The following is a 16,343-nucleotide window of genomic DNA, read 5'->3' on the forward strand; positions in this document are numbered from 1 at the left end:
CTTACCTGTTGCTCGCCGGTGCCGCCGGCATGGCCGCGACTTTATCGCGTACATCTTTAATTCTGGACTGCAGCGTCGCGTCAATGACATCCGAACCGTGCTGGATACGCATACCGCCCACCACAGCCGGATCTACCGAGACGTGGATGGAAACTTCGGTTCCGTACATCGCGGTCAGGGCGCGCTGGAGGCGTTCTTCTTGCGTTGCCGTGAGCGGCTGGGCTACCAGCACCGATACTCCGGAAACTTCACCCAACTCAGCTGCCTGGGCCGCGTACTCCATGAGTGACGCGGCCAGGGTCATCTCCCGTACTCGCGCGAGGGCGCGGTGCGCGAGCACCCGGGTTTCCTCCTGGATATTCGGAACCACACGATCAAAGAGCGCGGCGCGTTCCTCCGCGGAGTATTCCTCGCGGGAGAGCGTGATGCGTAGCTCGGGAGTTTCTTTAAGGGTACGCATAAGCTGGTAGAGCTCATCTTCGACGCCGGAGAGCACCCCGGCACCACGCGCCCGCACCAGCACGGCGTGTGCGCCGAGAGTATCCACGGTCGTGACGAGATCAGCGTCCTCCGTCCACGTCCGCCCCGCTACCGCGCGCAGCACCGTAAGAACCGGTGCGCTCACGTGGGCGGCGAAAATGGCACCTGCCAGGCTTTCCCGTGCCGCCCCAGCCCGGGTGGTATCCGCGAGGGCTCCACGCAGGGAGGGAGAGGCATTGATGGCGTCTGCAGCGGCGAAAAGTTCGCGCGCCAAGTCAATTTCCCGGCCGGGATGTTCCTGAAGCAGCGCGTCCCACTCGGCGGTGACCGCGACGGCGGATTGCTTACTCGTGGACCGCATTACGCCCCCGCTCGCACCTGCTCCTCGAGATTATCGAGGAACGAATCGACAACGCCCTGATTTACACTCGGATCGAGGCGAATCTGCTCACCCACGATACGACCGGCCAGCTGCGAAGCCATGGTACCCAGATCCGCGCGGAGAATCCGCGCGGCGGCATCGGTATCAGCCTTAATCTGAACCTGGGCCGCGGCGGAAATGCGCCGCGCTTCTTCACCGGCTTCCCGGCGCGCACGCTCGATAATATCGGAGGCATTGGACTGTGCCTGGGCGCGGATATCCGCGGCTTCGCGCACCGCGGCATCCTTTTCGGACTGGATAGTGGCACGTTCCTGAGCCACTTCCTCGCGGGCACGCTCGGCAGCGAGCAAACCTTCTTCGATTTTCTCCCGCCGCTCATCGAGCATCTTCGTCAACGTAGGCCAGGCGAATTTATACACCGCGATGGCGACGATGAGGAAAGATACCGTGCCCCACAGCAGATCCGGGATGGCCGGAATAATAACACTGTGTTCTTCAGCGAGATACATTGCTTAAGCTCCGAACACGAAGCCCGCGGCGAAGCCGATCAGGCCGAGTGCTTCGGTAAAGGCGATGGACAGGAACATATTGACACGCAGGTAGCCACGGATCTCGGGCTGGCGTGCGGTAGCTTCCTGGTTCTTCGCACCAATGAGGCCGACGCCGATGCCGGGGCCGATGGCCGCGAGACCGTAACCGATGGTCGCGAGAACTGCTGCAGATCCAGTCATGGGATTGTCCTTTTCTTGTTGTTTTAGTGGGCGGAAATAGAAAGTTGGATATACGCGGCGGTGAGCAGGGCGAAGATATACGCCTGCAGGCACGCCACGAAAAGTTCAAAGACGGTGAAGAGGATACCGGCCACCAGAGTAACCGTACCCAGGCCAATGCCGAGGCCCCCGCCCATGGAGAAGTAGAGCGCGTGGGTACCCAGGAAGCAAAGCACGAGCAACATGTGCCCGGAAAGCATATTGGCCAACAGACGAACCGTCAGTGTGACGGGCCGAATGATGAAAGTAGAGAGCAACTCAATGGGCGTCATGATGATGTAAATCGGCCAGGGCACCCCGGGCGGGAAGAGCTGTTCCTTGAAGAAGGTACCCGCCCCGCGTTCTTTCATACCCGCAATAATGAAGGCCACGTACGCCACCACGGCGTAAATGAGCGGCATACCAATAACCGACGTACCCGCGAGCTGCAAGCCCGGGATGACGCCGGTCAGGTTCATAAAGAGAGTACCGAGGAAAATGGTAGCGAGCAGGGGCTGGTACTTCCGTGCCTGCCCTTCAAGAATTTCTTCACCGATCTGCACCCGCGAGAAGTCCAGCAAGGATTCCAACGCGGCCTGCGCGCGGCCCGGAATGAGCTTGGCGCGCTTGGCGTAGATAACGCAGAAAACCAGAAGAACTAAAGCCGCAAGAAGACGAATCACCATCACGCGATTCATCTCAAATGGCGTGCCGGCGAAGAAGATGGGGGCGGGGAAGAATTCCTCAACTCCCGGGGCGTGGAACCCGTCGTTCTCCATCGGCAGGCCGAGCATGCTCAGATTCGCGAACGAACCGACTGCCATGCGCTCACCCTCTCCATCGAATCTTTCCGCGGCGGGAACCCCGCCTGAACGGCACTGCTAACTTATCTTAGCGTGGAAATCACAATTGTCATCACCGCACGGCCTTGAACTTCGCCGCCGTGAACAGTGGTCTACGTTACTCTTGCCGCCTCTGCACAGCTAGGACTTAGCGCCCTGGTCCCGAAAGCGTACGCGCGGCACCGCCCCAGGTGAACCGGACTCACGGTGCGGCTGCGCGCAGATCGGCGCGCAGCACCACCCAGGATTGCAGCGCGAGCACGCAGATAATGAGCCCGGCAAGTGCCAGCGCCGCGGTTCCCACCGGCGCGCTCGTGAGGGCTCGCATTGCCCCGAGTCCCCCGAAGACCACCGCGAGTTTGACCGCGTAGCCGCCCAGGGCCCATCCGGCCCCGCCGGGCAGGTAGCCCGCACTAGCCCAGGTGACCGCCTGGAGTATCAGCGCAATAAGGGTGGCCCAGCCCACGGCGCAGGCGTGCTCGCCCTGGCCGGCAAGCAGGCACCCTGCCACCCCGATTATTCCGACGACGACGCAACCGAGTGTTGCGCTCAGCTGGGCACGGCGCAGCAATCGCCCGGCGCCTCCGCTCGGGGCAGCTCGCCACCCGGATTGGGCTCTCATGATGCCTCCTCCGCTTCCCGCACCGGCTCCACTTCGGAAATGGGCGCATCTCCGGCATTCTCCTCCGGAATGCGCTCCCCGCGCGTGGCCGAGCTGCGCCGTCGCCCGAACATCCCGAAGGTGACCACGCAACCGAGCACCACGCCGGCCGCCCCAATGAGGGCGACGTGCCGGGCCGGAAGCACAATCAGCAGAATGCAGGTGAAGGAAAAAATGGCCGTCCATAGGTAGAGGATGAGCACGGTGCCGGTATGGGAATGGCCCAGGCGCAGCAGGCGGTGGTGGAGGTGGCCGGCGTCGGCGTGGAAGGGGGATTGCCCGCGGGCGAGGCGGCGGGTGACAGCCCAGATGAAATCGGAGAGCGGCAGCACCACCACGGCGAGGGCCAGCAGCAGCGGCAAATACGCGGGAAGCGCGTAACCGAGGGAGGTGGATTGCGGGTCGATCTGCCCGGTGACCTGGATGGCGGAGGCGGCCAGCACCATGCCGAGCATGAGCGCCCCCGAATCGCCCATAAAGATACGGGCGGGGTGGAAATTATGCGGCAGGATACCCGCGCACATCCCCACCGTGGCGGCCGCGGCCGCGCAGGCCACCGAGGTGTAATCGCCCGGGGTGGCATTGCGGGTGAGAATATAGGAATAAATAAAGAACGCCAGGGAGGCGATGCCCACGATCCCGGCGGCCAGCCCGTCCAGGCCGTCCATGAAATTCACGGCATTGACCGTGATGACCACCATGAGGATGGTGAAGAAAATGGAGAGGCGGGTGGAGCCCACGGTCAGGCCCATAAAGGGCAGCGTCACGAATTGGACACCCTGCCAGGCCATCACTCCGGCGGCCAGCACTTCGCCGGCCAGTTTCGTCATCCAATCCAGTTCCCAGATATCGTCGATGGCACCCACCAGGCACATGAGCCCGGCACCCAGCCAGATCGCCCAGGCTTGGGAGGCGGGGCCGAGCACCCGGTGCAGGTAGGGGATCTGAGAGGCGATAGCGAAGGAGGCCGAGAACCCGAGGAACATGGCCACCCCACCTAGGCGCGGGATGGGAACGGTGTGGATATCGCGTTCGCGTACCTGCGTCATCGCCCCTACCCGCAGCGCCAGCCGCAGAATCGCGGGGACCAGGAAGTAGGTGATGGCGCAGCTGAGCACCATCATGAGCAGGTAGACGCGCATGCCCTCTCCTTACCTTGCCGCCGCGAGTTGCGGTTGGCCGCTGCCGTTCAGTCTAGCCGGCCCGGCCCTCGCTTCAGCACGGCGCTGCCGATCCGCTTCAGCCCAGCGGCACCACCGCGGCAATATCCTCGTCCGAAATCGCACCGTGGCGCAGGATCTGGGCGCGCTCGCCCGTAAAACTCACAATCGTGGAGGGCACCCCGCCCGGTGCGGTGCCCCCGTCCAGGTACACCGCGACTTTCTCGCCGAGCTGCTCGCGGGCCTGCGCGGCGGTGCGCGCCGGGGCGTGCTCGGTGAGATTCGCGGAGGAAACAGCCAGCGGCCCGGTGCGGCGCAGCAGCTCCAGGGCGAGCGGGTGGTCGGGCATGCGCAGGGCCACGGTGCCGTGGGTTTCGCCCAGGTCCCAGCCGATGCTTTCATTCGCGGGGAGGATGAGGGTGAGAGCCCCGGGCCAGTACGCCTCGGCAAGCGCGCGAGCGCCGACCGGGATACTGGAAGTCAGGCGGGCGGCGTCGTCCATCGAGGCAACAAGAACCGGGGAGGGCTTATCGCGCCCGCGGCCCTTTGCGGTGAGGAGCCGGGTCACGGCCGCGCGCGAAAAAGCATCCGCGCCCAGGCCGTACACGGTATCGGTGGGGAGCACCACGAGCTCGCCGCGCGCGAGGGCGGCTACCGCGGCATCACATGTGTCCATATTCTGCCTCCAAAAAACGTTCCCGCCCGGCCAGGTCCCGGCCGGTTGCGGCCCGGGTGAAACCGAGGCTGCGGGCATATTCGCGCAGGGCCGCGCTTTGCGTCTCCGCGTGTTCGAGAACGAGGATACCCCCGCCCCGCAGCAGCTGCGCCGCGCGCTCCACGAAAAGCTTGGGCAGGTCCAGACCCTCCGCTCCCCCGCCCCACAGGGCCCGCGCCGGATCGGCACGCACTTCCGCGCTCACCGGCGTATCGGGTGGGATATAGGGAGGATTGGCGACGACGACGCTCACCGCGTGGTCCAGTTCCGGGAGCGGCTCGGCTACATCGTGGTGGAGAAAAGTGACGGGCGAACCGTAGCGGGCATTATTGGTGGCAGCGAGTTGCAGAGCCTGGGGATCTGCGTCGACGCCGATCACCCGGGCGGCGGGGACTTCGGTAGCGATACTCAGGGCAATGGCCCCGCTGCCGGTACCCAGATCGACAACGAGGGGGCCTGCGGCTTTGTCGGCGGCGCGGGGGCGCGCCGCCGCTGCGTCGTCGTTCTCCATAATGGAAGCGCCGTTCCTGAGAGACGCGGCGTTCCCGCGGGTCTGCACGGCCACGCAGGCACGCACGTGCTCGATAGCGCGTTCGGCGACGATCTCAGTTTCCGGGCGCACAATCAGCGCATCGGGCGTGGAAACCAGCTCGAGGTAGCGGAAATACATCCGCCCGGTAATATGCTGCAGCGGCTCGCGCGCGGTGCGACGGGCCAGGTAGCTTGCAAAAAGCTCACGCTGGGCGGGAGGCGGGGTATCGCGCGGATAGGGGCGTTCCCCCGCTGCCGCTTCGGCCAACCAGCGGGCATCGGCGGCCGGCGAATCCACCCCGGCCGCGGTGAGCTGCGCGGTGGCACCTGCCAGCAATTCCGCCCAGGTGGTCATAGCGCTCGGCTACTCTCTACTTTTCTTCCGCGGCTTCCATGCGAGCCGCTTCATCCATAATCCGGGCCGAGTCAATAACGGCATCCAGATCCCCATCGAGGACTGCGTCGAGATTATGGGCCTTGTAGCCAGTGCGATGATCGGAAATACGATTTTCCGGGAAATTATAGGTGCGGATGCGCTCGGAACGGTCCAGGGTACGCACCTGGGAATGACGCAATTCCGCGTTTTCAGCGGCCTGCTGATCCAGCTGGAGCTGGCGCAACCGCGCGCGCAGCACCCGCATCGCAGATTCGCGATTTTGGATCTGCGATTTTTCATCCTGCATGGAAACCACAATCCCGGTGGGAAGGTGGGTGATACGCACCGCCGAATCGGTGGTATTCACAGACTGCCCACCCGGCCCTGAGGACCGGTACACGTCAATGCGCAGGTCATTGGCGGCGATTTCGACTTCACCCGGGTCATCTACCTCCGCGAAAACAAGCACCCCTGCGGTGGAGGTCTGAATGCGCCCCTGGGATTCGGTCACGGGTACGCGCTGCACCCGGTGAACCCCGCCCTCGTACTTGAGGTGGGCCCATACGCCTTCGGAAGGATCCTCGAGCTGCCCGCGGGAACGAATGGCGACCTCGAGGTCCTTGTAGCCACCCAGCTCGGTTTGGTTGGCACCCAGCACTTCCCAAGTCCAGCCCTTGGAGGTGGCGTAACGTTCGTACATGCGGGCCAGATCCCCGGCGAAGAGGGCGGATTCTTCCCCGCCGGCGCCGCCTTTGATTTCCATAATGACATCGCGGGCATCGTCTTCATCGCGGGGGATAAGGACTTCCGTGAGTTCCTGGGAGGCTGCCTCGTAGCGTTCTTCCATTCCGGGAAGTTCGGGGCGGAAGAGTTCAGCATCTTCCCCACCCTGGGAGATAATCTCCCGGGCTTCGGTGAGGTCCTGTTCGGCCTGGAGGAAACGCCGGTACACGCGTACCACCCGCCCGAGTTCGGCGTAGCGCCGCCCGAGTGAACGCAATTTATCCGGGGAGGAGAGAACCTCCGGGCTAGCCATATCCGCTTCGATTTTTTCAAATTCAGCGAGATGGTGCTCGGCAACCTCACGACGTGTATCAGCCATAACGAGGACCTTTCTTCACGCGCACCCCGCGCGTGCCCTACCGCCACGGGACTGTGGCAGCTCTACCGACAATAGTGCAAAAAAAGAAAAGGAGCGCCCTTGCGGTGACGCTCCTTTCCGTGGCGCTTACTTCTTGCGCTTGCCGTAGCGTGCCTCGAAGCGAGCCACACGCCCACCGGTATCCAGGATCTTCTGCTTGCCGGTGTAGAACGGGTGGCAGTTATTGCACACTTCCACGCGCATGTGGTCACCGTTGTAGGTGGAACGGGTGGTGAACTCATTACCGCAGGTGCAGGTCACGGAGACCTCGTGGTAATCGGGATGGATTCCCTGCTTCATTATCTCTCCTTGGTTCGTAGCTGCTCCCGGGTCCGAGCACGGTTCTCCGCATCACGGTGAACCGGGAGCCGACAGAAAATTATGGCACGGGCGGCCCGGCCGAGACAAGGTACCGTGCGCGTATCACATCACTACGTGCTGCGCGCGCTCGGTACCCGACCCCCGGCCGGTTCCTCCCGCCGTGTTTTATTCGGCTTACTCGCCGCGCGATCCTTGCATGGAACGCATAATCGACACGAGGAATTCCGCGTTATTTTCGGTATTCCGCATCCGCTTGAGCACGAAGTCCGCCGCTTCATCCACCCCGAGAGTGCCCAGGGCCCGGCGCAGCTGCCAAATGACCTTGAGTTCTTCGGGCTTGTAAAGCATTTCTTCGCGGCGGGTACCCGAGGCGTTGATATCGATCGCCGGGAAGATACGCCGGTCCGCGAGCTGGCGCGAGAGGCGCAGCTCCATATTGCCGGTGCCCTTGAACTCTTCGAAAATAACTTCGTCCATCTTCGAACCGGTTTCCACCAGCGCGGAGGCGATAATCGTGAGCGAACCGCCATTTTCGATATTGCGCGCCGCACCGAAGAACTTCTTGGGCGGGTAGAGCGCCGCGGCATCCACACCACCGGAGAGGATGCGCCCCGATGCCGGGGCCGCGAGGTTGTAGGCACGCGAAAGGCGAGTGAGGGAATCGAGGAGCACCACCACATCCTGACCGAGTTCCACCAGGCGCTTGGCGCGCTCGATAGCGAGTTCGGAGACGATGGTGTGATCCGAAGCCGGGCGGTCGAAGGTGGAAGCAATCACTTCACCCTTGACGATGCGGCGCATATCCGTCACTTCTTCGGGGCGTTCATCCACGAGGACCACCATGATATGAACCTCGGGATCATTAGCGGCAATCGCCTTGGCGATCTGCTGCATAATCATGGTCTTCCCGGCCTTCGGCGGGGAAACAATGAGGCCGCGCTGGCCCTTACCAATAGGAGCAACCAGATCGATAGCGCGGGTGGACAGGCCCTTGCGTTCGGTTTCCAGACGTAAAATCTCATCCGGGTAGACCGGGGTGAGTTTATTGAAGTCCGGGCGGCGCGCTGCTTCGGCTGCGGGCAGGGAGTTAATAGTATCTACCTGGACAAGCTGATTACCGGAACGGTTATTGTTCTGATTATTGTAACGACGACGCGGATTACGCTTGTTATTACGGTTATTATGCGAGGAATTATCCTCATCGTGCTGGCGGATAGCGCCCACCACAGCATCCCCGCGGCGCAGACCGTACTGGCGCACCAGCGCGGTGGAAATCTGCGCGTCATTGGGGCCGGGCAGGTAGCCGCCGGTGCGCAGCACCATCTGGTTACCCTGGGCGTCCACAATGCCGGCAACGGGAACGAGGGTATCCTCCGCCTGGCGCTTGCCGGCCGGAATCTCCTGGCGTTCCTCACGTTCGGGCTTCGAAGCCGGCGCGGATTCCTCCGCCTCGTGATCCGTGCGATCAGTACGTTCGGTGCGTTCCGCGGTGCGCCGAGAGCGGCGGGCCTCGTCGTGTTCTTCACCGCGCCGGTTGCGCTTACGGCGGCGGCGCTCCGAGGTGGTGTCATGGTGGTCACCGGCGCGGCGTTCCGCGGCATCGCCAATGGCATCCAGAACCGCGAGGGTATTTTCATCGCTGAGGGAATCGGAGCGACGCGCGGCCTGGCCGGCTTCCTGCTTCGGTTCGGGCAGATCGATATGAACCGGTTCGCGATGATCCCGGCGCACCCGGCGCCGCACCTTACGCTCCTCACGATCTTCCCGTTCTTCACGGCTGGGAGCTGCTACCGGGGCACTTTCCGCACTGGGTGCCGATACCGCTGCGCGGGTGACAGTTCGTGTTTTCCGAGTCGGAGCGGCAGCTTCCGCGGCTTCGGTAGCAACCGCTTCGCTTTCTTTCTTCGCTGCGGTCTTGGCCGTGGTGGCGGCAGCGGACTTTTCGCGCGGCTTCGTGATATTGGCGAGGCTATCTTCCTTACGGGGCCGCCCGCGGCGCGCGGGGCGAACTTCGCGAATGGCCGCGAGCAGGTCCGCCTTCTTAGCTTTCGGGTCAATGTCCAGGCCGAGTTCTTCGGCGAGCGCGCGCAGCTGCGGCACCCGCATCGTTGAGATTGCGCCTGATGTTGGGGTTTCCGTCACGAGGTTCCTTCCTCGGAATTCAGGGGTTGTTAACGCACTTATGACAATTTCAAGTACGTGGGAAATAACCGGTATAAGAACGTCGGTTAGACCTTAGTCTACACCAGATAGGCGCCCTGTGTGGACATTCCAGCGGTATTCACCGTAAATCCACGCCGCTGCATCATAGAAACTGTGTCAGCGTCAAGGCGTGAAAATACTAGCACGGATGGGCCCGCACCGGAAATAACGGCCGGGAACCCGGCCGCGCGCAGTGCCCGCACCGCGTCCGCGGAGGCCGGCATCGCCCCGGCGCGATAGTCCTGGTGGAGGCGATCCTCGGTGGCCTGCCACAGCAAATCGGGGTAGTGCTCCAGGGCAAGGGTGAGCATGGCGGTGCGCGACGCATTAAAAGCGGCATCTGCGTGCGGAACGGTATCCGGCAACGCGGCCCGCGCCTTTTCGGTCAGGAGCTGTTCACCGGGAATAAGGAGGGTGGTGTCCACCGCGGTGGGGATACGCGCCGCCCGGGCCTGCGTTCCTTCCATCCATGTAACGACGGCGCCCCCGAAAATCGCCGGTGCGGCATTATCGGGGTGCCCTTCAAATTCGGTGGCGAGGGAGAGGAGCACGCCGTCGTCGAATATATCGGGGCGATCTACCAGGCCGCGCACTAACAGTAAGCCGGCCACCACGGCCGCCGCGGAAGAACCGAGGCCGCGCCCCTGCGGAATTGCGTTAACGCAGTGCAGTTCAAAACCGACGCCGGGCAGGGCCGCCGCCTCAAAACCGCGGCGCAGAGCCCGTACGATGAGGTGATCTTCACCGGTGGGAAGAACATCCGCGCCTTCCCCTTCGATACTCACCCGGGTAGCGCCGGTGGTGAGGCGCACGCTCACCTCGTCCCAGAGGTTATGCGCCATGCCCATGCAGTCGAAGCCGGGACCGAGATTGCCGGAGGTCGCCGGGACCCGCACCCGCGCTTCGGAGGTGGCGATACGCATTAGGCCACCTCCACCCGCACGAAGCTCGCGGTGCGTACGGTTGCCAGACCCGCGGCGGCGGAGAGATCCGCAATGGTTGCTTCCACATCGGCTTGGAGGGCTTCGTGGGTGGTAACCGTGAGGCGGCACAGGTGATCCGCGGTGGGCGATTCTTGGCTCACCCCGCTAATGGAAACATTATGGCGGGCAAAAGTCCCGGTAACTTCGCTGAGAACACCCACGTGATCGGCCACGTCCATGCTCAACTGGAAGCGCGAACGCGCCTGGGAAGGGGGCAGAATCGGCAGCTCGCCGTACGCCAGTTCGCGCGGAGCCAGCCCACCGTGCACGCGGTGATGCGCGGCGGCCACCAGATCGGAAAGCACCGCGGTGGCGGTGGGGTTCCCGCCGGCACCCGGCCCGTAGAACATGAGCCGATCCGCGGCTTCGCCCTCCACCACAATGGCGTTATAGGCGCCGTGTACGGTAGCGAGCGGATGCTGGGCGGGAATGAGGGTGGGGCCCACGTACAATTCAATGCCGTCCGCGCGCCGCTTGGCGGAGGCCACCAGCTTGACCACGTAGCCGCCACGCCCGGCCGAGGCAATCATATCCGGGGTGATATCGCGGATTCCGTGGGTGTGCACATCCGAAAGCTGGACGCGGGTGTGGAAAGCGAGAGAAGCCAGGATGGCGCATTTCGCCGCGGCGTCGTACCCGTCCACATCGGCGCTCGGATCAGCTTCGGCGTAGCCGAGCTCCTGCGCCTTCTTCACCGCGGCATCGAAACTTTCCCCGTTGGTGGTCATTTCGTCAAGGATGTAATTGGTGGTGCCGTTGACGATTCCGAGGATATGGGTAACGCGGTCCCCGGCGAGGGATTCGCGCAGCCCGTAAACCACCGGGACGGCCCCGCCCACCGCGGCTTCGTAATAGAGGTCGACGCCGGCACGCGCCGCGGCGTCGTACAATTCTGGACCGTGTTCGGCCAGCAGCGCCTTATTTCCGGTGACCACCGAGGCACCGGCGGCAAAAGCGGCCAAAATATATTCGCGCGCCGGTTCGATGCCGCCCATGAGTTCAATAACAATATCCGCCTGGGCAATAATGGCGTGGGCATCGGTTGTGAGCAGCGTGCGATCAATGGCCGGATCGCGCGGGGCCTCCAGGTTGCGCACCGCAATTCCGATCACGCGCAGGCGCGCCCCGGCTCGCAGGTTAAATTCTTCCGCATTGGCTTGCAGCAGGCGGACGACGGCGCTTCCTACCGTTCCCGCCCCCAGCAGGGCAACCTTGACTTCCTTCACGCCTACTCCTTATCTTGACGAACGCGCCGCGCGGATGCCGGCTCGGCCTGCGCGGATACCGGCTTGGTCCGTGCGGATACCGGCTCGGTCCGGGCGATGCGCCGGCCCCTCATCTGTCCTCGCGTGTCCTAGCCTAGCGAAGGTGGAGCCGGTGCGCGCTGTCGGCCCGCCCGCTGTGGGTGGATGAGCTCCGCGTGCGGGCGCACGCGAGTGTATGAGCTCCACGCGCGGCCATACGCGGGTGTGGCGCTCACCACGCGGATGGGTACAATATCCCCATGGAAAATGCATCGAATGATGCACGAAGAGAAAGCGAGGTGCGCGATGCCCACTGTGAAAATCAAGGACGTCACCTTCGGCTCCGGGCCGACGAAAATCCTCGTGTCCATAACGCCCGCCAATGGTGACGAGCTACGGGCACAGGTAGCGAAGCTTCCCGCACAGGACATTGACGTCCTGGAATGGCGCGTGGATTTCCTCGAGGATCTTTCCACCCTCACCGAGGTGGGAACCCTCTTGCGCCAGGCCACTAACCTGCCGATTCTGGGCACTTTCCGCTCCGCGGCGGAGGGCGGTCAGAAAGCGATTATGCCCGATGATTACGGGCCTTTGGTGATCCGCCTTATCCAATCCGGGCTGGTGGATGCGGTGGACGCGGAGCTTTTCCGCACCGGGGCTTGGACCGAGCGCATTATTCAGGAAGCGGCGCGGGCCCAAATTCCGGTGATCGGGTCCTACCATGATTTTCGTTCCACTCCGCCCGAAGATGAAATCGTTAACCGCTTGCGGCTCTTGCAGGTACACGGGGCCTCCATCGCGAAAATAGCGGTGACGCCCGCACATCCGGGCGATGTGGTGACGGTGCTCAATGCAACCTATCGGGCCAGCCAGGAGCTGCACGTTCCGCTCATCACCATCGCCATGGGGGCCTTGGGCACCATGAGCCGCATTACCTCCGCGATTTTCGGCTCCGCGGGCACCTGGGGCCAGGCCGGGCATACCACGGCGGCCGGGCAGATTGCCGTGCATGAGCTGCGCCCGGTCGTGGACGCTATTTCGGCCTGGAGCAGCGCCCCGGATACCTGGGAAAAGCCCGCGCAGGTGAGCGAGGCGGTTCTTCCGGAGGGATAACGATGTTTCCGGAGGGCTAGTTGTCAGCAGCGATGGCCGGAGAATCCGCCGCTGGGGAATCCGCGGCCGGATAATCCGCGTCCAGCGCGAAGAGATCGGCCACGGTCTCCCGGTGAATAAGCCAACGGGCCCGGCCATCGCGCACGGCAATAACTCCCGGGCTGGGAAGTATATTGTAATGGGAGGCCATGACCCGCCCGTAGGCGCCGGTGGCCGGCGTGACAAGCAGGTCACCAGCGTGAATATCCTCCGGAAGGGCGACGGCGCGCACCACAATATCGCCCGATTCGCAATGCTTACCGACCACGCGGCATACGCGCGAATATCCGGGCTCTCCCGGGGCGGTAGGAGCGCGGTCCACGAGCGCCGCGGTGTAATCCGCACCGTAGAGTGCGGGGCGGATATTATCGGACATTCCCCCGTCTACCGACACATAGGTGCGGGTGCGGGTGGCATCCACGTGGACATCCTTGATGGTTCCCACGGTGTAGAGCGTCATACCGGCCGGGGCAATAATCGAACGGCCCGGTTCCACGGATACCCGCGGGGCGGGAATGCCACTCTGGGCGCTGTGCCGAGCCACTTCCGCGGCGAGCACGGCGGCGAAGTCGCGCGGGGAGGGCGGAATCGGATCCGCACCGGTATAACGCACCCCGTAGCCGCCCCCCAGATCTATTTCAGGGATAACGGTTCCCAGCTCACCTGCCACCCGAGCCCGCAGGTCAAGGATGGCGCGTGCCGCCGCCACAAAAGCATCCGTCGCCACGATTTGGGAACCGATATGCGAATGCAATCCCACCAGGCGCAGCCACGGATTGGCGCTAATACGCCCAATAGCCTCCCAGGCGGCGCCACCGGCAAGAGACAACCCGAATTTTTGGTCCTCATGAGCGGTAGCAATGAAATCGTGGCCGCCCGCGTGAATACCGGAAGTTACCCGCACCACGACGGCAGCTACCTGCCCGCGCCGCGCAGCTGCGGCCGCCACCATCTCCACTTCGGCCAGAGAATCAACCACGAGGTGAGCAACCTCGTGGTCCAGTGCCAGCTCAATTTCCGCCGCGGATTTATTATTTCCGTGCAATCCGAGCTGTTCCCCGCGTGCTCCGGCCGCCAGGGCGATGCGCAACTCACCTTCGGAGCAGGTATCCAGGTGGAGACCTTCCTCCAGCATCCACCTGGCCACGCCCACGCTGGCAAAAGCCTTGCAGGCGTAGTAGACATCCGCTCCTGCCAACTCCGCAAAAGCCTCGCGCATGGCACTCACCCAGGCGGCAGCCCGCGCGCGAGCATCAGCTTCGTCCAGGATGTAGAGCGGGGTGCCGAATTGCGCGGCCAGCTTACTTACCGAGCAGCCGCCCACCTCAAGATCGCCAGGAACGCGGCGCACCGTGGTAGACCACAGCCCGGTAGCCGAGCCATCCGGGACGGGCGCGGGTAGCTGCTCGAGAGCACTCACCGCGGCGCTCACATTTTCTCCGGGGCGCTGACCCCGAGCAGATGCAGCCCGTTAGCGAGAACCTGACGGGTCGCATCATTAACCCACAGGCGGGTGCGATGCAGATCGCTGACTTCCTCATCCGCGCGCGGGGTGACCCGAGCCTTGCCGTACCAGGTGTGGTAGGCACCCGCGAGCTCTTCCAGGTAGCGGGCCACCCGATGCGGTTCGCGATTGGCCGCGGCCAGGGAAACCACTTCCGGGAAACGGGCGAGCTGCCCGATCAGATCAGAATCGGCCTGCTCCAGCAGTTCCGGGGTGAAAGCATCCGCGCGCCGCACCCCGTGTTCGGCCGCATTACGGGCCACATTAGCTGTGCGGGCGTGCGCGTATTGCACGTAGTAGACCGGGTTGTCATTGGTGTGCGAAGCGAGAACATTGAGATCCAGGTCCAGGGTGGTATCCACCGAGGCCCGTACCAGCGAATAGCGTGCCGCATCCACGCCCACGGCATCCACGAGGTCTTCCAGGGTCACCACGGTGCCCGCGCGTTTGGACATGCGCACCGGAACGCCATCACGCTTGAGGTTGACCAACTGGCCGATGAGGATTTCCATATTGCCGCCCTTACCGGCGGTATCCCCGAACGCGCGGGCCATGGCATACATGCGCCCGATATAGCCGTGATGATCCGCGCCGAGCATATAGACGGCATGATCTGCCCCGCGGTCCCGCTTATCGAGGTAGTAGGCGATATCACCGGCGAAGTAGGCGGTTTCCCCATCCGATTTGACGATAACGCGATCCTTATCATCACCGAAATCGGTGGAGCGCAGCCACACCGCATTGTCTTCTTCGTAAATAACACCGCGTTCGCGCAGTTTTTCAATGGCTGCGGCAACCGCTCCGGAATCGTGAAGGGATTGTTCGTGGAAGAACACATCAAATTCGGCCCGGAAATCTGCCAGGGAGTGCTTGATCTCCGCGAACATGAGCTCAACGCCCCCGGCGCGGAACACTTCCTGCGCTTCGACTTCCGGGAGGGTGCGCGGATCGGGATGGCCAGCAGCTAGCTCCTGGTCAATAACCTGCTGCGCAATATCGGAAATATATGTTCCACCGTAGCCATCTTCCGGTGTTTCGCGGCCCAGCGCCGCGGCCAGCAAACTTTCCGAGAAATGATTGATTTGGTTGCCGTGATCATTGAAATAGTATTCGCGCACGACATTCGCGCCGGTGAAGCTGAGAATCCGGGCGAGGGTATCCCCCACCGCAGCCCATCGCGCTCCCCCGATATGGATAGGACCGGTGGGATTTGCCGAAACGTATTCCAGATTAACGGTGGTCCCGGCACCGGCCTGTGAAGAACCGTAGCGTTCCGCCTGCTCCACGATGGTACGGGCCAGTTCCCCGGCCGCACCCGCGGAGAGGCGAATATTAATAAAACCGGGGCCGGCTACCTCTACCTGGGCGATACCGGCGACGCCCTCAAGGCGCCCGGCCAGCAGGGTGGCCAGGTCACGCGGGGGCATTCCCGCGCGCTTGGCGAGCTGCATAGCCACATTGGTGGCCCAATCCCCGTGCTCACGCGAACGCGGGCGCTCGATTTTCACCGCGGGAATATCACCATCGAGGTGAAGCTGACCTTCATTACGTGCGGCGCTGATTTCCGCCGCGATACATGCACTGAGTTCTTCCGGAGTCACGTATCTAAGTGTACGTGCTAAGCCCGACAAAATTGCACGCCACCCGCAGCCACATACGATATGGCACTCCGTTGGAGAATCCGCGTATTTTTCCTGGCGCCCACCAACGTGGTAAAGTAGCGCAGTGCGCCCCGATAGCTCAGGGGATAGAGCGTTCGCCTCCGGAGCGAAAGGCCGCAGGTTCGAATCCTGTTCGGGGCACAAATCGCATCAAGATGGGCCGGGTTAATAGACAAAAAGTGGGTCTAATGACGGCGTGTCGTTAGCTCCCGATCTGGCCTTTACGGATGTTTAGACCG

Annotated in this window: 16 protein-coding genes and 1 tRNA gene; 2 read left to right on the top strand and 15 right to left on the bottom strand. The window is 63.3% G+C overall.

The genetic code is table 11. The annotated features are described in order from the left end of the window. Window position 1: 1 nt before the first annotated feature. The 13 genes from ACRQEG_RS07990 to ACRQEG_RS08050 form a co-directional block, all read right to left on the bottom strand. Window positions 2-841 carry a F0F1 ATP synthase subunit delta gene (locus ACRQEG_RS07990; protein WP_320757381.1) on the bottom strand — a complete coding sequence of 280 codons (840 nt, stop codon included), beginning with the start codon at window positions 839-841 and terminating at the stop codon, window positions 2-4. Next, on the bottom strand, window positions 841-1,371 hold the full coding sequence (gene atpF, locus ACRQEG_RS07995; protein ID WP_320757382.1) for a F0F1 ATP synthase subunit B: 531 nt from the start codon (window positions 1,369-1,371) through the stop codon (window positions 841-843). Before atpF ends, ACRQEG_RS07990 begins: the two co-directional genes overlap by 1 nt. A 3-nt stretch (window positions 1,372-1,374) precedes the next feature. Continuing rightward, entirely contained in the window at window positions 1,375-1,593 is a 219-nt protein-coding gene (gene atpE, locus ACRQEG_RS08000) for an ATP synthase F0 subunit C (RefSeq protein WP_016441730.1), read from the bottom strand. A gap of 23 nt (window positions 1,594-1,616) precedes the next feature. Then, window positions 1,617-2,435, bottom strand: coding sequence for a F0F1 ATP synthase subunit A (gene atpB / locus ACRQEG_RS08005; RefSeq protein ID WP_320757383.1), 819 nt, complete (start codon window positions 2,433-2,435; stop codon window positions 1,617-1,619). A gap of 220 nt (window positions 2,436-2,655) precedes the next feature. Beyond that, entirely contained in the window at window positions 2,656-3,075 is a 420-nt protein-coding gene (locus ACRQEG_RS08010; RefSeq protein WP_320757384.1) for a hypothetical protein, read from the bottom strand. Beyond that, window positions 3,072-4,256 (bottom strand): glycosyltransferase family 4 protein, encoded by a 1,185-nt coding sequence (locus tag ACRQEG_RS08015; protein WP_435733846.1) that lies wholly within the window; start codon window positions 4,254-4,256, stop codon window positions 3,072-3,074. The genes ACRQEG_RS08010 and ACRQEG_RS08015 overlap by 4 nt, the downstream gene beginning before the upstream one ends. Before the next feature lie 97 nt (window positions 4,257-4,353). Continuing rightward, entirely contained in the window at window positions 4,354-4,950 is a 597-nt protein-coding gene (locus tag ACRQEG_RS08020; RefSeq protein WP_435733847.1) for an L-threonylcarbamoyladenylate synthase, read from the bottom strand. Then, a complete protein-coding gene (locus tag ACRQEG_RS08025; protein WP_435733848.1) occupies window positions 4,937-5,875 on the bottom strand; it encodes a N5-glutamine methyltransferase family protein in 939 nt (312 codons plus the stop codon). The genes ACRQEG_RS08020 and ACRQEG_RS08025 overlap by 14 nt, the downstream gene beginning before the upstream one ends. A 16-nt stretch (window positions 5,876-5,891) precedes the next feature. Beyond that, on the bottom strand, window positions 5,892-6,998 hold the full coding sequence (gene prfA / locus ACRQEG_RS08030; protein WP_320757388.1) for a peptide chain release factor 1: 1,107 nt from the start codon (window positions 6,996-6,998) through the stop codon (window positions 5,892-5,894). Between the two features lie 126 nt (window positions 6,999-7,124). Then, window positions 7,125-7,337, bottom strand: coding sequence for a 50S ribosomal protein L31 (rpmE, locus tag ACRQEG_RS08035; RefSeq protein ID WP_016441737.1), 213 nt, complete (start codon window positions 7,335-7,337; stop codon window positions 7,125-7,127). 195 nt (window positions 7,338-7,532) lie between these two features. Beyond that, window positions 7,533-9,500, bottom strand: a complete 1,968-nt coding sequence (gene rho / locus ACRQEG_RS08040; protein WP_320757389.1) for a transcription termination factor Rho — start codon at window positions 9,498-9,500, stop codon at window positions 7,533-7,535. A 98-nt stretch (window positions 9,501-9,598) separates the two neighbouring features. Then, complete coding sequence (thrB, locus tag ACRQEG_RS08045; protein ID WP_435733849.1) at window positions 9,599-10,483, bottom strand: homoserine kinase; 885 nt, start codon at window positions 10,481-10,483, stop codon at window positions 9,599-9,601. Continuing rightward, window positions 10,483-11,769, bottom strand: coding sequence for a homoserine dehydrogenase (locus ACRQEG_RS08050; RefSeq protein WP_274732429.1), 1,287 nt, complete (start codon window positions 11,767-11,769; stop codon window positions 10,483-10,485). Before ACRQEG_RS08050 ends, thrB begins: the two co-directional genes overlap by 1 nt. A gap of 324 nt (window positions 11,770-12,093) precedes the next feature. On the opposite strand from ACRQEG_RS08050, the gene aroD reads away from it, so the two are divergent. Continuing rightward, window positions 12,094-12,900 (top strand): type I 3-dehydroquinate dehydratase, encoded by an 807-nt coding sequence (gene aroD / locus ACRQEG_RS08055; protein WP_274732428.1) that lies wholly within the window; start codon window positions 12,094-12,096, stop codon window positions 12,898-12,900. A 16-nt stretch (window positions 12,901-12,916) separates the two neighbouring features. On the opposite strand, the gene lysA is transcribed toward aroD, so the two are convergent. Both lysA and argS read right to left on the bottom strand, forming a co-directional pair. Further along, the gene (gene lysA / locus ACRQEG_RS08060) at window positions 12,917-14,359 is read right to left on the bottom strand and encodes a diaminopimelate decarboxylase (protein WP_274732427.1); all 1,443 of its coding nucleotides are present in this window, start codon (window positions 14,357-14,359) and stop codon (window positions 12,917-12,919) included. 8 nt (window positions 14,360-14,367) lie between these two features. After that, window positions 14,368-16,044, bottom strand: coding sequence for an arginine--tRNA ligase (gene argS / locus ACRQEG_RS08065; protein ID WP_274732426.1), 1,677 nt, complete (start codon window positions 16,042-16,044; stop codon window positions 14,368-14,370). Window positions 16,045-16,172: 128 nt separating this feature from the next. On the opposite strand from argS, the gene ACRQEG_RS08070 reads away from it, so the two are divergent. Beyond that, a tRNA-Arg gene (locus ACRQEG_RS08070) sits at window positions 16,173-16,245 on the top strand. Window positions 16,246-16,343 lie beyond the last annotated feature (98 nt).

Source organism: Actinotignum stranguriae, assembly GCF_051265215.1.
Lineage (GTDB): Bacteria > Actinomycetota > Actinomycetes > Actinomycetales > Actinomycetaceae > Actinotignum > Actinotignum schaalii_C.